A 16,280-nucleotide genomic window follows, 5' to 3' on the forward strand; every position below is an offset into this window, starting at 1 on the left:
ACGCGCTGCTCTGGACAGGGCCGGCCGCGCGGTGAGCCTGACCCGGCGGCGGGCCTGCGAGGCCGCCTTCCGCGCCTTCCGCGCCTTCCGCGTGTCCCGCGGGTCCCGGACCGGGCGGGCGTCAGGCGGCGGCTTCGCCGGTGATGTGGCGCCGGACGAAGTCGTGGGCGAGATCACCGATGCCGGGGCCGAGCTCCCAGGAGGCCTCGATGGCGGAGCGGAAGTGCACGCCGCCCCAGATCCGGCTCAGCCCGCAGTGCCGGGTGGCCTGCTCCCAGGTGTCCCAGCGCAGTTCCAGATCGCGGGCCGGGGTCACGCCCGGCTCCACCAGCGATCCGCCGCGCGGCACGGTGCGGACGTAGCCCAGCGCGTCGGAGCCGAGGAAGCGGCGCGCGGCCTGGGCCTGCGCGGCGCAGAGGGTGGTGGAGGCGGAGGGGTACTCCGGGTGGTCGGCCACCTTCAGATAGCTCTGCCACCGGCTGCCGGGGATGTCGGTGACCGTCCCCCGGCCCGGGCCGCCCCAGGCGGTGACCGGCCGGTCGCCGTACAGGTGCCGCACCGCGGTGAACGGGCGGACCGCGTCGTACCGCCGTTTCTCCTGCCACACCACGATGCCGGCGTCGAAGGTGGCTGTGGAGGCGCACAGGCAGAGCTGCACCCAGCCGTCGAGGTCCAGGCGGTGGTGCTCGGCCGCGGCGAAGACCGGACGGCCGATGCCGAGGAACTTGTTGTCGAAGGTCTCGGCGATGAGCTTCTGCTCGTCCGTGAGCGCCGCCGAGGCCGCCAGTACCTCGTCGGCCTGGCGCCGGTACGCCTCGGTCCTGCGGTGGTCGCTGTCGCGCGGGGGCGGGACGCGGAACCGCCCCGGGTCGCCGATGGCGTACGGCCGGGTCACGCCCCACTGCGGCACGGAGAACTGCTGGACGAGGAACGCGCCGAGGTCCGAGGGCCCGTCGCTCAGGCGGCGCCGGTGCGGCCCGAGGGCCGGCTGCCAGCGGGACGGGTCGCTGACCTCATAGGCGGTGTTGACCGGGCGGTACCCGAGGTAGTCGGCGTAGGGCATGGGGTGGTAGCGGCGCCCGCCCTCGTCGCCGGTCTGGTTCATGCCGTCCCGCAGGCGGCTCTCCACCACGGCGCGGCCGGCGAGATTGCCGATGCCGACGGGGGTGCCGGTGTCCTCCCGGCGGTCCTCGGGGTCCAGGCCGAGCGCGGTCAGCAGGCCGCTCGTGAAGTCGTCGGGCTGCGGCAGCACGGCGGTGTGCACCCGGTGGGCGGCGTAGAGGAGGGCGATGTTCCGCGCGCGGTTCGTGACGCGTTCCCCGGCCGGGCGGCGGCCGAGCCGGGAGTGGACGCCGACGGCGGTGGGGTGGTACGGCGCGATGGCGTCGAACCAGGCGCTCTGCATCAGATGGGTCAGGCGGACCACCAGGGGCGCGTCCATGGGGGCGGTCGCCTGCTCCTGGCAGGCGGCGCCGCGGGAGGCGAAGAGGTCGCGCACCGCGTTCCCGTGGTCGAGGTCGAAGTCCTCCGGCGGGGCGCATTCCCGGCCGCCGTCGACGGGCGGGCCCGCCGCGTGGGCGGCCGGCGCGGTGCCGAGTCCGGCGGCTGCTGCCCCGGCCGCGCCGAGCAGACCGCGGAGTACCCCGCGGCGGTTCGGACCGCCGGGCCCGGCGGCGGTTCCTGTGTCCGTGGTGGTGGCCACCCGCTGTCCCCTCCCTGCGGCCATGAGCATGCACTGGTCACATGTCATGACAGCATGGTCATCCGGCCAATGGGTGCAATATTCACCTATAGAACATATGCTCCCCTGGCTTCGGCGGGTTGAGGGAGTGGCTGTCGAGAGCATTGACGGCGCCATGTCACATTGATACGTTTCAAAATCGCCGTGGAAGCGCTTTCATGGCCGCACATGACGCACGATCACGTTCTTCCGCCCCCACTCAAGACAAGGACGACTCCGTCATGACCTCACCACCGCGTGGACGACGCGGCTGGAGGTTCGGCACGCGCGGCTGGGCCGCTGTCGCGCTGGCAGCCGTCGCGGGCCTCCTGCTCAGCCTCCTGACCGTCACGACCAGCCAGGCGCAGCCGAGCACCGGCACCTGGTACTACCTGGAGAACCGGAACTCCGGGAAGGTGCTGGACGTCTCCAACCGGAGCACGGACAACGGCGCCGGGCTCATCCAGTACAGCAACACCGGCGGTACGCACCAGCAGTTCCGCNACCAGCCAGGCGCAGCCGAGCACCGGCACCTGGTACTACCTGGAGAACCGGAACTCCGGGAAGGTGCTGGACGTCTCCAACCGGAGCACGGACAACGGCGCCGGGCTCATCCAGTACAGCAACACCGGCGGTACGCACCAGCAGTTCCGCTTCGTCTCCTCCGGGGACGGCTACTACCGCATCCAGGCCCGGCACTCCGGCAAGGTGCTGGACGTGTACGAGTGGAACGCCGACAACGGCGCCCAGATCGTGCAGTGGGACGACCTGGGCGGCACCAACCAGCAGTTCCGCGCCGTGGAGACCGGCGACGGCTACTACCGCTTCATCAACCGCTTCAGCGGCAAGGCCCTGGACGTGTGGGAGTGGTCCACCGCGGACGGCGCCNCCGCGCCGTGGAGACCGGCGACGGCTACTACCGCTTCATCAACCGCTTCAGCGGCAAGGCCCTGGACGTGTGGGAGTGGTCCACCGCGGACGGCGCCCGGATCTCCCAGTACGACGACACCGGCGGCACCAACCAGCAGTTCCGCCTGGTCCCGGTGGACGGCGGCGGGTCGAGCGGCGGGTCGGGCGGCGGCACCACGGGCGGCGGCTCGGGCGGCGGCTGCGGCTCGGGCAGCTACCAGGCAGAGGCCGTGAAGAACGGCTCCACCTGGTCCGCGCCCGGCTACAGCGGGTCCGACATGCTCTCCGCCATGCGCGCCGCCGTGAACAGCCTCACCCCCGGCCGCACCTCGATGCAGCGGGTGGTGGTGCGCGGTTCCGGCAACGTGCCCGCCAACGCCTCGCTGGACCTGCCCAGCCACACCTCGGTGGAGGTGTGCGGCACCATCAACGTCACCGGCTCCACCGGGTCGAACCACGCACCGATCCGGGCACAGAACGTGACCAATGTGGCGGTGCCGTACGTCAACATCACCGGCGCCCCCTACTTCGGCATCTTCGCCCGGAACGTCAGCGGGCTGCACCTCGGCCAGATCGACCTGCGGCTCTCCGGCGGTCTGGGCATCCGGATCGACAATCACTCCAACCGCAACGTCCGGACCACCAATGTCCGGATCGACAACGTGTACGTCTCGGGCACCGGCAACCACGGGGTGGAGACCTACGGCGTGGACGGCCTGACCATCGGCACGGTCACCGCGCGCAACACCGCCTACTCCGGTCTGCTGCTGAACGACACCATCAACGCCACGGTGCAGAAGGTGGACGCGGAGAACGCCGGCACCGGGACCGGCTACGCCGCGTTCCGGATGGCCAACCGGAACGGGCGGGTCGGCAGCAGCTACCCGACCAACATCCGGGTGGGCGAGGTGATCGCCCGCGGCGGCGGACGCGGGGTGTTCTGCGTCTCGGAGAGCGGCGGCGCCGTCATCGACCGGGTGACGCTGACCAACACCGGCAACAACTCGGTCCTGATCGAGAACTGCTACAACGTGACGATCGCCGCCCAGAGCGGCACCATCTCGGGCGGCGGGGAGTTCCGTCTCGCGGCACGGAGCGAGTTCCCGGGCAACCGGGACATCACCGTGCAGAACCTGACGTTCAACAATACGTCGCTGCGCGAGAGCCCCTGCGGCACGAATGTCGTCTACCGCAACCTCACCCTGAACAACACGTCCAGGAACACCTGCTCCTAGCAGCCGGATGAGCGGCTGAGCCGCCCGCTCATTCCCGACCGCCCGGCCGGGGCGCGCGTCACGCCGCAGGGCGCCGCGCCCCGGCCGGGCACATCTGTACGCAGGAACGTTTGTAGTAGCCAGGAGTGATCACACCATCGCCCTGGGCTGGTTATCGTGGAGACGTGCCACACTTCGCCGACGAGGCGCGGCCGAGGCTGCACGTCCTCCTTCGGATGGCCGGTGACGACCCGGAAGAGCGCCGACTGATCAGGCAGTACGCGGAGAGCACTCCCGATCCGCCGCTGATGAGCGCCGACGGCATCGCGACCCGGGGGTGTCCCCGGTGCCGCGGCACGATGTGGCGCCACCGGGACGGGCAGGGTCCGTTCTGGGTGTGCTCCAGTTCCGTCTGCGGCCGCATGGAGATGTAGGCCGGGCGGGGTGAGATTTCTCACCGGGACCCCCGGATGCCCGGCCCCGGATGCCCGGACCCCGGACTCCGGGTGCCGGCCCCCGGATGCCGGGGCCGGGCGGGCACGGCGGCGGCCCACGGGCCGTGGGGGAGAGGTGCGCCGGCCGCCCCCTTGACTACCTGCCGGTAATCAATCCGGAGGGAAGTTTCGGCGATCGGCCGCAATGGCCGGAATCGATCGTTCCACCGCGGGGCGAGTGATACTGGCTGTGGTGCCTGTGACCATCTGGCCCATGAGAGGAGGGTCGGTACCGAGCGCGTGATCCCGCCGGCCCGAGGATGCGGGAGCGGGGCATCGGCCCACGTCAAATCATCCGAGGGTACCCCATGGGGCACATCAGGGCGAAGGCGGCGAACGGAAACGTTCGGGCATGTTCGACTCCGAAAGATTTCGGTGGGCCTAGATCGCGGTTCGGCCTCAATCGAAGCTTCTTCGGTCCGATCCGTTGACGTCTGAGACAGCGTCTCCCTAGGGTGCGCCTACGAAACATTCGGCAACCCGCCGAAACTTTTTGATCTGAGTGCAAAGGGGCACGACCATGTCGTTGCGTCGGCGAAGTCTGATGGGCCTGGCTGCCTCTGCGGCGGCCTCCGCGCTAGTGCTGAGCGCGTGCGGAGGAGACGACTCCGGGGGCAAGTCCGCAGACGGTAAAGTGACGGTTGAGTGGTGGCACATCGGTACCGCCGAGCCCAACAAGACCCTCTACGCGGACTGGGCGAAGGCCTATGAAGCCGCCAATCCCGGTGTCAAGATCAAGATCACCGAGATGGAGAACGAGGCATTCAAGTCGAAGATGACCACGCAGCTCGCCGCGGGCGACCTGCCGGACATCTTCTCCACCTGGGGCGGCGGCGTGCTGGCCCAGCAGGTGGAAGCAGGTCTGGTCAAGGACCTGAGCGAGCCCGCCGCTGACACCATCAACACCATGACCGACGCCGCACTGTCGGCCTACCAGATCGACGGCAAGACCTACGGTCTGCCCATCGACGCCGGCATGGTCGGCTTCTGGTACAACAAGGCGCTGTTCGCCGAGGCAGGCATCGACACCCCGCCGGCCACCTGGACCGAGTTCCTGGACGCGGTGCAGAAGCTGAAGGACGCGGACATCACCCCGATCGCCCTGGCGGGCAAGGAGAAGTGGCCGGGCCACTTCTACTGGACCTACCTGGCCATGCGCATGGGCGGTCTGCAGATGCTGCAGGACGCCGCGGAGAGCAACGACTTCACCGCCGACGGTTTCGTCCAGGCCGGTGAGAAGCTGCAGGAGCTGGCCGACCTGGAGCCCTTCCAGGAGGGCTTCATGGGCGCCGACTACTCCACCCCGGACGGCCAGGCCGCCCTGGTGGGCTCCGGCAAGGCCGCCATGGAGCTGATGGGCCAGTGGGCCCCGTCCGTGGAGGCCGACGCCGGCGGCGGCATCGGTGACGACCTGGGCTTCTTCCCCTTCCCGTCGGTCGAGGGCGGCGCCGGTTCCGCCACCGAGGTGCTGGGCGGCGGCAACGGCTTCGCCGTGGCCGCGGACGCCCCGGACGAGGCCGTGGACTTCCTGGCCTTCATCTCCGAGCGTGAGCAGCAGGCCGAGTTCGCCGAGTCCGGTGCCGGCCTGCCGGTCCTGCAGGACTCCGTGGACCTGGTCCAGGACGCCAACCTGAAGGTCGTGGCCGAGACGGTTTCCACCGCCACCGGCTTCCAGCTCTACCTCGACCAGGCGTACGCCCCGGCGGTCGGCGGCCAGGTCAACGACAGCGTGGCCGAGCTGCTCGGCGGCAACGCGTCGCCGGAGCAGGTCACCGAGGCCATCACGGCCACTGCCCAGGCCGAGGGCTGAGATTCCGCTCGGTCCCGTCCGGCGCGGTCACCGTCACCACCCACTTGCCCCCCGCAGTGGTGACCGCGCCGGGCGGGGCGTCCGGCGCGTGCCGTGCGCCGGACGCCCCGGGCGGGACCGGGCGGCCGGTGGCGATCGGTCCGATCCGAAAGGGAGAGCCGAGGGCCGGGGAGGCCCCCGGTTCCCGGGAGGTTCCTGAGAGGTTCCGTGCTCGTCGAATGCGCCTTCGATGAGGGAAGCGAGTCTTTTCGGCCTCGATTCACGGGGGTTGAGGCCGGAACGTTGACGACCGGCAGGAGGCTTCTTAGGGTGCGCCTACGAAAAATTCGGATTATGGCCGAAAAGTTTTGAACGAGTGCAAAGGGGCACGAGCATGTCGTTGCGTCGGCGGGGTCTGATGGCCGTGGCGGCCGTGGCCGCCACTTCCTCACTACTCCTGAGCGCGTGCGGCGTGGGCTCGTCCGGCGACGACGGTGAGGTCACCATCGAGTGGTGGCACATCGGGACCACTGAGCCGAACAAGACCATCTACGAGCAGTGGGCCAAGGAGTTCGAGGCCGAGAACCCCGGGGTGGACATCAAGATGACCGCCCTGGAGAACGAGGCGTTCAAGTCCAAGATGACCACCCAGACCGCGGCCGGTGACCTGCCGGACATCTTCTCCACCTGGGGCGGCGGCGTGCTGGCCCAGCAGGTGGACGCCGGGCTGGTCCGCGATCTGAGCGTGGTCGGCGCACCGGCGCTGGACTCCTTCACCACCGCCGCGATCACGCCGTACAAGATCCACGGGAATGTCTACGGCATCCCCATCGACGCCGGCATGGTGGGTTTCTGGTACAACAAGGCGCTCTTCGCCGAGGCGGGCATCGAGGAGCCGCCCGCCACCTGGGAGGAGTTCCTGGAGACGGTGCAGACGCTGAAGGACGCCGGGATCATCCCGATCGCCCTGGCGGGCAAGGAGAAGTGGCCGGGCCACTTCTACTGGTCCTACCTGGCCATGCGGATCGGCGGCCTGGACATGCTCCAGTCCGCCGCCACCAGCCAGGACTTCTCCGCGCCCGGTTTCGTCAAGGCCGGCGAGAAGCTGCAGGAGCTGGCCGAGCTGGAGCCCTTCCAGGAGGGCTTCATGGGCGCCGAGTACTCCACCGCGGACGGCCAGGCCGCCCTGATGGGCTCCGGCAAGGCCGCCATGGAGCTGATGGGCCAGTGGGCGCCGTCGGTCCAGGCGGACTCCGGCGGCGGCATCGGGGAGGACCTGGGCTTCTTCCCCTTCCCGTCGGTCGAGGGCGGCGAGGGCAACATCAACGAGGCGTTCGGCGGCGGCAACGGCTTCGCGCTCGCCGCGGACTCCCCCCGGGAGGCCGTGAACTTCCTCCTCTTCATCTCGGAGCGGGAGCAGCACGCCAAGTTCGTGGAGTCGGGCGCGGGCCTGCCGGCCCTGGTCGACGCCGTGGACATGGTGCAGGACGACAACCTGCGGATGGTCGCCCAGTCACTCTCCGAGGCGACCGGATTCCAGCTCTACCTCGACCAGGCATTCCCGCCCGCGGTGGGCGGCCAGGTCAATGACAGTGTCGCGGAGCTGCTGGCCGGCGAGGCGACACCGGAGGAGGTCACCGAAGCCATCTCGATCACCGCGCAGACCGAGGGCTGAGGTCCACAGACGGCCGCGCCGGACACCAAGGAGAGCCGGTCCCGTCCGGCGCGGCCTTTCCTCCGCTCCCGCCCTCCGGGGAGCGCGCACCGCAACTGAATCGCCCGCTGAATCGCCCAACTGAATCGCCCAACTGAATCGCCCAACTGAATCGCCCAACTGGATCAAACAACTGAATCGGACAACCGCATCGCACAATTGAACGACACAACCGCATCCCCCGAACCGCACAGCCCCAGCGGCACAGCAGAACCGAATCTGCATCCACCCGACAGCACGATCCCCGTCCGGCGCATCCGACCGGTCAGACCCATGCACGATCACATACACCTCAGGTCGCGACGGCACAGCGCGGTGCCGCCCAGTGCGACACCGTCCGCGACACCGAACGCGGGCCCGGCCGAACCCCCGGCCGCACACCTTTCCGTACCGAATCGGAGCGACGAGACATGACACCTCCGGTGATGACCGGCGAGCGGCCGTCCGCCGCGGGCGGGGGAGACGCCCGCGTGCGGAAGACCCGCACGTCCACGGGTTCCCCCGCGCGCGTCCGCAGCCGGCGCCGCGGCACCATAGCCCTCTTCATGGCACCCGCGCTGCTCATCTACACCCTGCTGGTCCTCGTGCCGGTCGCCCTGGCGGTGTACTTCAGCTGGTTCAAGTGGAACGGCTTCGGCGGCCTCCCCACCGACTTCATCGGGTTCGACAACTTCACCCGGATGTTCGAGGACCCGCTGTTCAGCGGGGACCTGCGGCGCGGCGGGCTGCTGGTGGTGCTCTCGCTCTGCATCCAGCTCCCGATGGCGATGAGCCTGGCGCTGCTGCTCAACCAGCGCATGCGCGGCCGGGCCCTGTACCGGGTGCTGTTCTTCGCCCCGTACGTGATCTCCGAGGTCATCACCGGTGTGCTGTTCAGCCTGATCCTGTCGCCGCGGGACGGCCTGTTCAACCAGATCCTGGGCAGCGTGGGCCTGGAGTCCTGGCAGAAGGCGTGGCTGGCCGAGCCCGACACCGTGATGATCGCCCTGTTCGTGGTGATCACCTGGCGGTTCTTCGGCTTCCACACCATCCTCTACCTGGCCGGCCGGCAGTCCATCCCCACCGAGCTGTACGAGGCGGCCTCGCTGGACGGCGCCAGCGGCTGGCAGCAGTTCCGGCACATCACCCTGCCGCTGCTCGCCCCCACCATCCGCATCAGCGCCTTCCTCTCCGTGATCGGCACCATCCAGCTGTTCGACCTGGTGTGGATTCTCACCCGGGGCGGCCCGGTGCACTCCTCCGAGACGCTGGCCGTGACCATGTTCGACTACGGCTTCCAGCGCTACCAGATCGGCTACGCCAGCGCCTTCTCCGTCGCGATCTTCATGATCAGCCTGGTGTTCGCGCTGCTGTACCAGCGGTTCGTTCTGCGCCGTGACACCGCGGGCGCCCTGACCACCATGGGAGGCAGGAAGTGACTGCCCGCACCGACAAGACCGCCGACGCCGTCGTCTCCAAGACGGGCGGCTCCCGGCCGGCCAAGGCCCGCCGCGGCTCCGGCAACGTCCGGCGCCGCCCGGTGCTCGCCGGGCTCTCCCTGCACGCCCTGGCACTGACCCTGGTCGCGCTGGTGCTGATCCCGCTGCTGTTCGCCGTCATCGGCGGCTTCAAGGACACCACCCAGCTCGCCGACAACGCCTTCGGCCTGCCGGACCCGTGGCACCCGGAGAACTACACCGACGTGCTGACCGCCGGCGACTTCTGGCGGCAGCTGTTCAACAGCACGCTGGTCGCTCTCGGCACCACCGTGATCACCGTGATCGCCGGCGCGATGGTGGCCTTTGTCCTGGCCCGCTTCGCGTTCCGCATGCGGGAGGGCTTCTTCACCCTCTTCACCATCGGCCTGATGTTCCCGCCGGCGGTCGCGATCCTGCCGCTGTTCGTGCTGCTGCGCGAGATGGGACTGCTGGACAACCCGCTGGGCGTGATCCTGCCCCAGGCCGCCTTCGGCCTGCCGATCACCATCATCATCCTGCGCGGCTTCTTCCGGGAGGTCCCGCACGAGGTGGAGGAGGCGGCCATCCTGGACGGCTGCTCCCCGGCCGGCTTCTTCTGGCGCATCCTGATGCCGATGTCCCGCCCGGCGCTGGCCACCGTCTCGGTGCTGGCGCTCGTGGTGAGCTGGAACAACTACTTCCTTCCGCTGGTCGTCTTCACCGACCCCAGCTGGTGGACGCTGCCGCTGGGCGTTCAGCAGTTCCAGGGGCAGTACGCGTCCGACACCGCCAAGGTCCTGGCCTACCTGGTGCTCGCCATGCTGCCCGCGCTCGGATTCTTCGCCATCGCCGAACGCCACCTGGCCAGCGGTCTCACCGCCGGCGCCACCAAGGGATGAGAGGACGACCGTGACGGCACACACCTCCGCACCGATGCTGCGGGTCTCCGGCAGCCGCCTGACCGACGGCGAGGGCAACACCGTCCGGCTGCGCGGCGTCGGGCTGGGCGGCTGGATGAACATGGAGAACTTCATCACCGGCTATCCCTCCACCGAGGCGGGGATGCGCCAGGCGGTGACCTCCGTGATCGGCCCGGACCGCGCGGCCCTGTTCTTCGACCGGCTGCTCACCTCCTTCTTCACCGAGGAGGACGCGGCGCTGCTCGCCGCCCTGGGCACCAACTGCGTGCGCATCCCCGTCAACTACCGGCACTTCGAGTCGGACCTGCGGCCCTTCGAGATCATCGAGGAGGGCTTCGCACAGCTCGACCGGGTGATCGCGCTGCTGGGCGAGCACGGCATCTACAGCGTGATCGACCTGCACGCCCTGCCCGGCGCGCAGAACCAGCACTGGCACTCCGACAACCCGACCCATGTGGCCTCCTTCTGGCTGCACCGGCACTTCCAGGACCGGGTGGTCAAGCTGTGGGAGGTCATGGCCGACCGCTACAAGGACAACCCGTGGGTCGGCGGCTACAACCCCATCAACGAGCCCGCCGACCCGACCGGCGAGGCCATCGGCCCGTTCTACGACCGCCTGGTCAAGGCGGTGCGCGCGATCGACCCGCACCACGTGCTGTTCCTGGACGGCAACACCTACTCCACGGACTTCTCGGTCTTCCGCGAGGTCTACGAGAACACCGTGTTCGTCTGCCACGACTACGCGCTGGCCGGCTTCGCGCACGGCGGCCCGTACCCGGGGTACACGCGCGGTGAGTGGGTGGACGCCGGCCATCTGCGGGCCGCCTTCGACAAGCGCACCCGCTTCCAGCGGGAGACCGGCACGCCGCTGTGGGTCGGCGAGTTCGGCCCGGTGTACACCGGCGATCCGGAGAAGGACGCGCAGCGGTACCAGATCCTGCGCGACCAGCTTGCGCTCTACGACGAGCACCAGGCCGGCTGGTCGCTGTGGACGTACAAGGACGTCGGCCTCCAGGGGCTGGTCAGCCCGGACCCGGCGGGCCCGTACCTGGACCGCTTCGGCCCGTTCATCGCCAAGAAGAAGCGGCTGGGCGCGGACCGCTGGGGCTCCACGATGGAGGAGTCGGCGGACGCGCTGGAGCCGCTGCACCGGCTGATCGAGACCGAGGCGCCGGACTGGTTCGCCTACCCGTGGGGCGGGCGCTACCAGACCGACGACCTGATCCGGCACGTCCTGATCGCGCAGGCGCTGCTGCCCGAGTACGCCGAGCTGTTCCGCGGGCTGGACGAGCCGGAGCTGCTGGCCCTGGCGGACTCCTTCGCCCTGGGCAACTGTGTGCGGCGGCAGCCGCTGCTGGACCTCCTGGCGGAGAACCTGGGCGGCTCCGCGCCGTCCTGACCGCCGTCCTGACCGCCGTCCGTCCGTACCGGCCCAGCCCGGCGGACCCGCCCCCGCGGCCGACCGGCCGCCCGGGGCGGGCCCGCCGGGCTCCGCCGTTCCCGGAGTCCCGGTCCTCCGCCGCGGTGCCCGCCCTGCTGCGCAGCGGCGGTGCTCAGCGGTGGTGCGGCGTCCGGTACGCCCGGGGAAGCTTCAGCCCGCGCTCGGCCATGACCTGCCGCAGCCGGTCCGGATAGTCCGTGATGATCCCGTCCACGCCGTCGTCGATCAGCTTGTGCATGGTGGCCGGGTCGTTCACGGTCCACGGGATCACCTTCAGCCCCGCCTCGTGCGCCTGGCGCACCAGCTCGGCCGTGACATACGGCCGGTAGTCCGGGTCACCGACCGCGCCGCCCTGCGGATCGCCGTGCACCGGCGAGACGGCGTCCGCACCGAAGGACGAGACGGCCGCCACCAGGCTGCCGCCGAAGTCGTCGATGTCGATGCCGCCCAGCCAGGGCGAGGCACCCGGCAGCCCTGCCTGGAGGAAGGGCTGGCCGTTGGTCAGCGCCACGATCGGCAGCCGGGGCTCCACCTCGCGCATCCGCATCAGCGCGCCCCAGTCGAAGCTCTGAATCGTGACCCGGCGCAGCATTCCGGCCCGCCGCACCTCCTCGGCCACCACCTGCACGAACTGCTCGCGGGGCGCGGTCTCGTGCGGTGCCGCCGCCTCCACCTTGGTCTCCACGTTCAGCGTGACGCCGTACGCCCGGGCGTCCTTGACCAGGTCGAAGACCTCGGACAGCAGCGGCATCCGGGCGCCGGGGCTGGGCCGCTGCCCGGGGTACTGGGGCAGGGTCTGCGAACCGCAGTCCAGGGTGCGCACCTGGGCCAGCGTCAGATCGACGACGTACTTGCCGACGTAGGGGTACTGCGGGTCGCCGTCGAAGGCCGGTCCGGTGTCCCGGCACTTGGCGCCGGAGATCCGGCGGTCGTGGGTGACCACGGCCTCGCCGTCCCCGGTGATCTGGACGTCCAGCTCCAGCGTGGACACCCCGGTCTCCAGCGCGTGGGCGAAGGACGCCAGGGTGGATTCCACCACCAGGCCGAGACCGCCGCGATGCGCCTGGAGGTCGAAGTGGGGCTTTCCGTGGTGGGGCCGGTGGTGGTCGTGCCGGCCGCCGCCCTGGTGGTGCTGCGTGCTCCCGGCGGTCACCGTCAGCGCCACCAGCGCCACGGCGAGGAGCGAACGGATGGTGGTTCTGGCCCGGTACCGCATGCGGTGCCCTCCCTGCGGGGAAACGGAACGTCTGCACACGGCGCCGACTATCCGGCGCCCCGGTGGCCCGCGGGACGCCCGCACATGCCCGCCCGGTTTCCGTCACATGACGTCTCCGCCCCGCCCCGTCCCGCCCCGTCCCGTCCCGCCCCGTCCCGCCCCGTCCCGCCGCCCTCCCGCGTGCGGCGGCCGGCCGCGGCTCAGCCGGTCAGGCGGTCGAGGGCCGCGGTCGCGTGGGACAGGACGGCGGTACGGGTCAGGTGCCGGCCCCGGTCGCACAGCTCCCGGAACCGCCCCTGGCCCAGCCGGGCGCGCAGCATCCCGGCCACCGCCTCGGCCCGGGCCGAGACCCCGGTGAAGAGGATCGACGCCGGGGCGGGCGGCAGCGCGCCGCACAGTACCGCCGCCGGCTCGTCCACACCATGGCGGACCAGCAGATCGAGCACCCCGCGCAGCGCGATGGCCAGCGCCAGCTCCGCCCCCTGGCTGGGCCAGTCGGCAAGCAGCGAGCGGTAGGTGCGGGCCGCCCGTGTGCCGCTGCCGTCGTACTCGCTCTGTGCCGTGGCCAGCGCCACCCAGGCGGACATGGTCAGCATGGTGCTGGAGGTGCGCTGCCCCAGCCGGGCGGCGTGCAGGAACTCCTCCGGCAGTTCGCCGTCCCGGTCCGCGTCGCCGCGCAGCGCGATCTCCGCGCGCACCAGCTCGGCCACGATCTGCGCGTCCAGCGAGCCCGGGTCGGGCTCGGCGGCGGGCGGCGCCACCGTGTCGGACAGGCGGCGGGCCTGCTCCTCGTCGCCGGTGGCCAGGAGGGCGAAAGCGACGCAGCCGTCGCTGAACCGGACCCCGTGCGCCTCGCCCGCCTCGGCCGCGAGCTGCCGCACCCGGCGGTAGTGGTGCAGCGCCTCGGCGCTCCGCTCCTCGGCCCAGGCGATGTCGCCCAGCACGTCGTGCGCGTACCGGCCGCCGGGGTCGCCGTGCCGTTCGGCGTAGGCGGCTCCGGCGCGGGCAAGGCGCCGTGCCTCCTCGATGTCGCCCTCGAACCAGGCGGCCAGCGCGGCGGTGCCCATCGCCGAGCCCAGCAGCGGATGCCCCCGGCCCTCGCCCTCGCCGCCGTCGCCGTCGCCGTCGCCGCCGGGCCATCCGGCGATCCGGAGGGCGGTGCGGGCCCAGGCGAGGATCTCCGGCCGCAGCGTCATGCAGCCGAAGTAGTGCAGGGCGCGCAGCAGCCGCAGCAGGCCGTCCAGATCGCCGGACTCCGCATACCACTGCTGGGCGGCGCGGAAGTGCGGCAGCTCCCGTTCCAGGGCGGTCACCCAGTGCTCGTCGGGCGGTGGCGCGCTGGTGACCAGGGCCTCGGCATGCGCGGTGTACCAGGCGGCGTGCCGGGCGCGCAGCGCGTCGAGCTGCCCGTCCCGTTCGGCAAGCCGCTCCCGCCCGTACTGGCGCAGCGTCTCCAGCAGGGAGTAGCGCGCCCCGGAACGGCGGACCAGGGACTGTTCCACCAGATCGGCCAGCAGGTGGGGACGGGCGCACGTCACCCCGGCCACCGCGTCCAGGGTGAAGCTTCCCGGGAAGACGGCAAGTTGGGTGAACAGGGTGCGCTCCGGACCGGTGAGGAGGCGGAACGACCAGTCCACGACCGAGGTCAGCGACCGGTGGCGCGGCCCCTCGGGGTGGCGCCGGCGGCCGGAGAGCACCGCCAGCCCGTCGTCCAGCAGCCGCAGGATTCCGGCCGGTGAGAGCGCGCGGCTGCGCACCGCCGCCAGTTCGATGGCCAGCGGCAGGCCGTCCAGCCGCCGGCACAGCTCGGCCACGGCGGTGCGCTCCCCGGTCCCCGGCCCGGGGCCGAAGTGCGGGTCGGCGGCGCGGGCCCGGTCCAGGAAGAGGGCGACCGCGTCCGGCCCGCCCAGCGGCTCCACCGGAAACACCTGTTCGCCCTCCACGGCGAGCGGCTCGCGGCTGGTGACCAGGATGCGCAGATGCTCGGCCTGCTGCACCAGCCGGGCGGCCAGCTCCGCCACCGGCTCGATCAGATGCTCGCAGTTGTCCAGCACCAGCAGGGACTTGCGGAGGCAGAGCGCGGCCGGGACGAGGTCGGCCAGCCGCCGCTCGCTCTCCGGCAGCAGGCCCAGGGCCACGGACAGCTCCTGGAACAGCGCGGCCGGGCCGTCCAGGTCGGCGAGCCGGCACTCGATCACGCCGTCCGGGAAGCGGTGCCCCACCAGCCGTGCGGCGTGCGCGGCGAGCCGGGTCTTGCCCACCCCGCCGGTGCCGACCAGGGAGACCAGCGGGTGCGCGTCCAGCAGTTCGGTCAGCCGGTCGAGCTGCTCGTCCCGGCCGATCAGGGAGGTGGGCGGCACGGGCAGCCCGGGTGCCGGGCCGGGCGGGGCCGGCGGCGTGGTCACGGGCGCGGACACAGGCGTGGTCACGGGTGCGGACACGGCCGCGGATACGGCCGCGCCGATGCCCATGCCTGCGCCCATGCCTGCGCCCATGTCCATGCCCACCGGAACGGCCGGCGGCGGGGCGGCGACCGGCTCCGGCTCCGGCGTCGGCGTCGGCGCCGGAGCCGGGGGCAGATCGTGGCGGAGGATCGCCGTCTCCAGTGCGCACAGCTCGGGCGCCGGGTCGATGCCCAGCTCCTCGGCCAGCCGCAGCCGGTGTCGCCGGAACAGCTCCAGCGCCCGGGTCTGCTGGCCCAAGCCGTACCAGACCCGCATCAGCAGGCCGATCGGCCGCTCCCGCAGCGGATGCGCCAGATGGTGCGCCTCCAGCAGGGAGGCCGCCTCGGCGGGCCGGCCCAGTGCCCTCAGCAGCTCGGCCCGGTCCTCGGCCGCGACCAGCCGCAGCTCGTCCAGCCGGGCCGTCACCGGGCCGAGCGGCAGCAGGTCCGCCAGGTCCTGGTACGCGCTGTCACCGTGCCACAGCGCCTCGGCCTCGGTGAGCAGCCGCAGCGCCTCCGCGGCCCGGGCCGGTCCGCCCTCACGCTCCGCCCGGCGGGCGGCGGCGAGCAGCCGCTCGAACCGCAGCGCGTCCAGCCGCTCCGGCGACACCTCGGCCAGATAGCCGGAGCCCTCGGTGCGGATCACCTCCGCACCGCCGGGCCCGAGTGCGCCCCGCAGCCGGGAGACGGCGCTGTGCACGGCACCGGCCGACCCCGCGCCCACCGCCTCGGCCAGCCGCTCCCGGGAGATGACCTCGCCCGGGCGGCTGAGCAGCAGGCCCAGCAGGCAGCGCTGCGTACGGCCGCGCAGTTCGATGCGCCGGCCGTGCTCGTCATGCGTCAGCACCGGTCCCAGGACCGCGAACCGCACCATCCCGGACGCCTCCCGAAACGTTCCGGTCCCGTCCCGACAGCATGCCTCGACGGCAGGGGCCGGACAACCGTGTTCTCCGGGAAGGCGCGGGCGGGTGCCGAACCGATCGA

General features: G+C 71.5%; 10 protein-coding genes and 2 pseudogenes. 9 read left to right on the forward strand and 3 right to left on the reverse strand.

Features of this window, described 5'->3' with window-relative positions; all coding sequences use genetic code 11:
- Positions 1–121 precede the first annotated feature (121 nt).
- Complete coding sequence (locus GQS09_RS00185; RefSeq protein ID WP_243760974.1) at positions 122–1,750, reverse strand: vanadium-dependent haloperoxidase; 1,629 nt, start codon at positions 1,748–1,750, stop codon at positions 122–124.
- Positions 1,751–1,962: 212 nt separating this feature from the next.
- Here GQS09_RS00185 and GQS09_RS30855 point away from each other — a divergent pair.
- From GQS09_RS30855 to GQS09_RS00225, 9 genes and pseudogenes are all read left to right on the forward strand, one after another.
- Positions 1,963–2,223 (forward strand): annotated as a pseudogene (locus GQS09_RS30855) (RICIN domain-containing protein); the annotation flags it as partial.
- Positions 2,183–2,551, forward strand: a pseudogene (locus tag GQS09_RS28890) (RICIN domain-containing protein); the annotation flags it as partial. The pseudogenes GQS09_RS30855 and GQS09_RS28890, both read left to right, overlap by 41 nt.
- A gap of 65 nt (positions 2,552–2,616) precedes the next feature.
- Positions 2,617–3,864 carry an RICIN domain-containing protein gene (locus tag GQS09_RS28900; protein WP_313895921.1) on the forward strand — a complete coding sequence of 416 codons (1,248 nt, stop codon included), beginning with the start codon at positions 2,617–2,619 and terminating at the stop codon, positions 3,862–3,864.
- A gap of 164 nt (positions 3,865–4,028) precedes the next feature.
- Positions 4,029–4,277, forward strand: a complete 249-nt coding sequence (locus GQS09_RS00200) for a hypothetical protein (protein ID WP_313895922.1) — start codon at positions 4,029–4,031, stop codon at positions 4,275–4,277.
- 580 nt (positions 4,278–4,857) lie between these two features.
- A complete protein-coding gene (locus GQS09_RS00205; RefSeq protein ID WP_165983872.1) occupies positions 4,858–6,147 on the forward strand; it encodes an extracellular solute-binding protein in 1,290 nt (429 codons plus the stop codon).
- Positions 6,148–6,520: 373 nt separating this feature from the next.
- Complete coding sequence (locus GQS09_RS00210; protein WP_165983873.1) at positions 6,521–7,801, forward strand: extracellular solute-binding protein; 1,281 nt, start codon at positions 6,521–6,523, stop codon at positions 7,799–7,801.
- 449 nt (positions 7,802–8,250) lie between these two features.
- Entirely contained in the window at positions 8,251–9,258 is a 1,008-nt protein-coding gene (locus GQS09_RS00215) for a carbohydrate ABC transporter permease (protein ID WP_399552362.1), read from the forward strand.
- A 101-nt stretch (positions 9,259–9,359) separates the two neighbouring features.
- Complete coding sequence (locus tag GQS09_RS00220; protein WP_165983912.1) at positions 9,360–10,175, forward strand: carbohydrate ABC transporter permease; 816 nt, start codon at positions 9,360–9,362, stop codon at positions 10,173–10,175.
- A gap of 10 nt (positions 10,176–10,185) precedes the next feature.
- Positions 10,186–11,595, forward strand: a complete 1,410-nt coding sequence (locus GQS09_RS00225; RefSeq protein ID WP_207957298.1) for a cellulase family glycosylhydrolase — start codon at positions 10,186–10,188, stop codon at positions 11,593–11,595.
- A gap of 154 nt (positions 11,596–11,749) precedes the next feature.
- On the opposite strand, the gene GQS09_RS00230 is transcribed toward GQS09_RS00225, so the two are convergent.
- Both GQS09_RS00230 and GQS09_RS00235 read right to left on the reverse strand, forming a co-directional pair.
- Entirely contained in the window at positions 11,750–12,853 is a 1,104-nt protein-coding gene (locus tag GQS09_RS00230) for a glycerophosphodiester phosphodiesterase (RefSeq protein WP_165983874.1), read from the reverse strand.
- 200 nt (positions 12,854–13,053) lie between these two features.
- Positions 13,054–16,170: a BTAD domain-containing putative transcriptional regulator gene (locus GQS09_RS00235; RefSeq protein ID WP_165983875.1), complete on the reverse strand. Its 3,117-nt coding sequence runs from the start codon at positions 16,168–16,170 to the stop codon at positions 13,054–13,056.
- Positions 16,171–16,280 lie beyond the last annotated feature (110 nt).

The organism is Streptomyces sp. YIM 98790, from assembly GCF_011421595.1.
Classification (GTDB): Bacteria; Actinomycetota; Actinomycetes; order Streptomycetales; family Streptomycetaceae; genus Streptomyces.

What these genes read in the sequence shown, in the direction of transcription:
- GQS09_RS00205 (WP_165983872.1), top strand. Translation starts at nt 4,858, where the DNA reads ATGTCGTTGCGTCGGCGAAGTCTGATGGGCCTGGCTGCCTCTGCGGCG.
- GQS09_RS00185 (WP_243760974.1), bottom strand. Translation starts at nt 1,750, where the DNA reads ATGACATGTGACCAGTGCATGCTCATGGCCGCAGGGAGGGGACAGCGG.
- GQS09_RS00235 (WP_165983875.1), bottom strand. Translation starts at nt 16,170, where the DNA reads ATGGTGCGGTTCGCGGTCCTGGGACCGGTGCTGACGCATGACGAGCAC.
- GQS09_RS00215 (WP_399552362.1), top strand. Translation starts at nt 8,251, where the DNA reads ATGACACCTCCGGTGATGACCGGCGAGCGGCCGTCCGCCGCGGGCGGG.
- GQS09_RS00210 (WP_165983873.1), top strand. Translation starts at nt 6,521, where the DNA reads ATGTCGTTGCGTCGGCGGGGTCTGATGGCCGTGGCGGCCGTGGCCGCC.
- GQS09_RS00230 (WP_165983874.1), bottom strand. Translation starts at nt 12,853, where the DNA reads ATGCGGTACCGGGCCAGAACCACCATCCGTTCGCTCCTCGCCGTGGCG.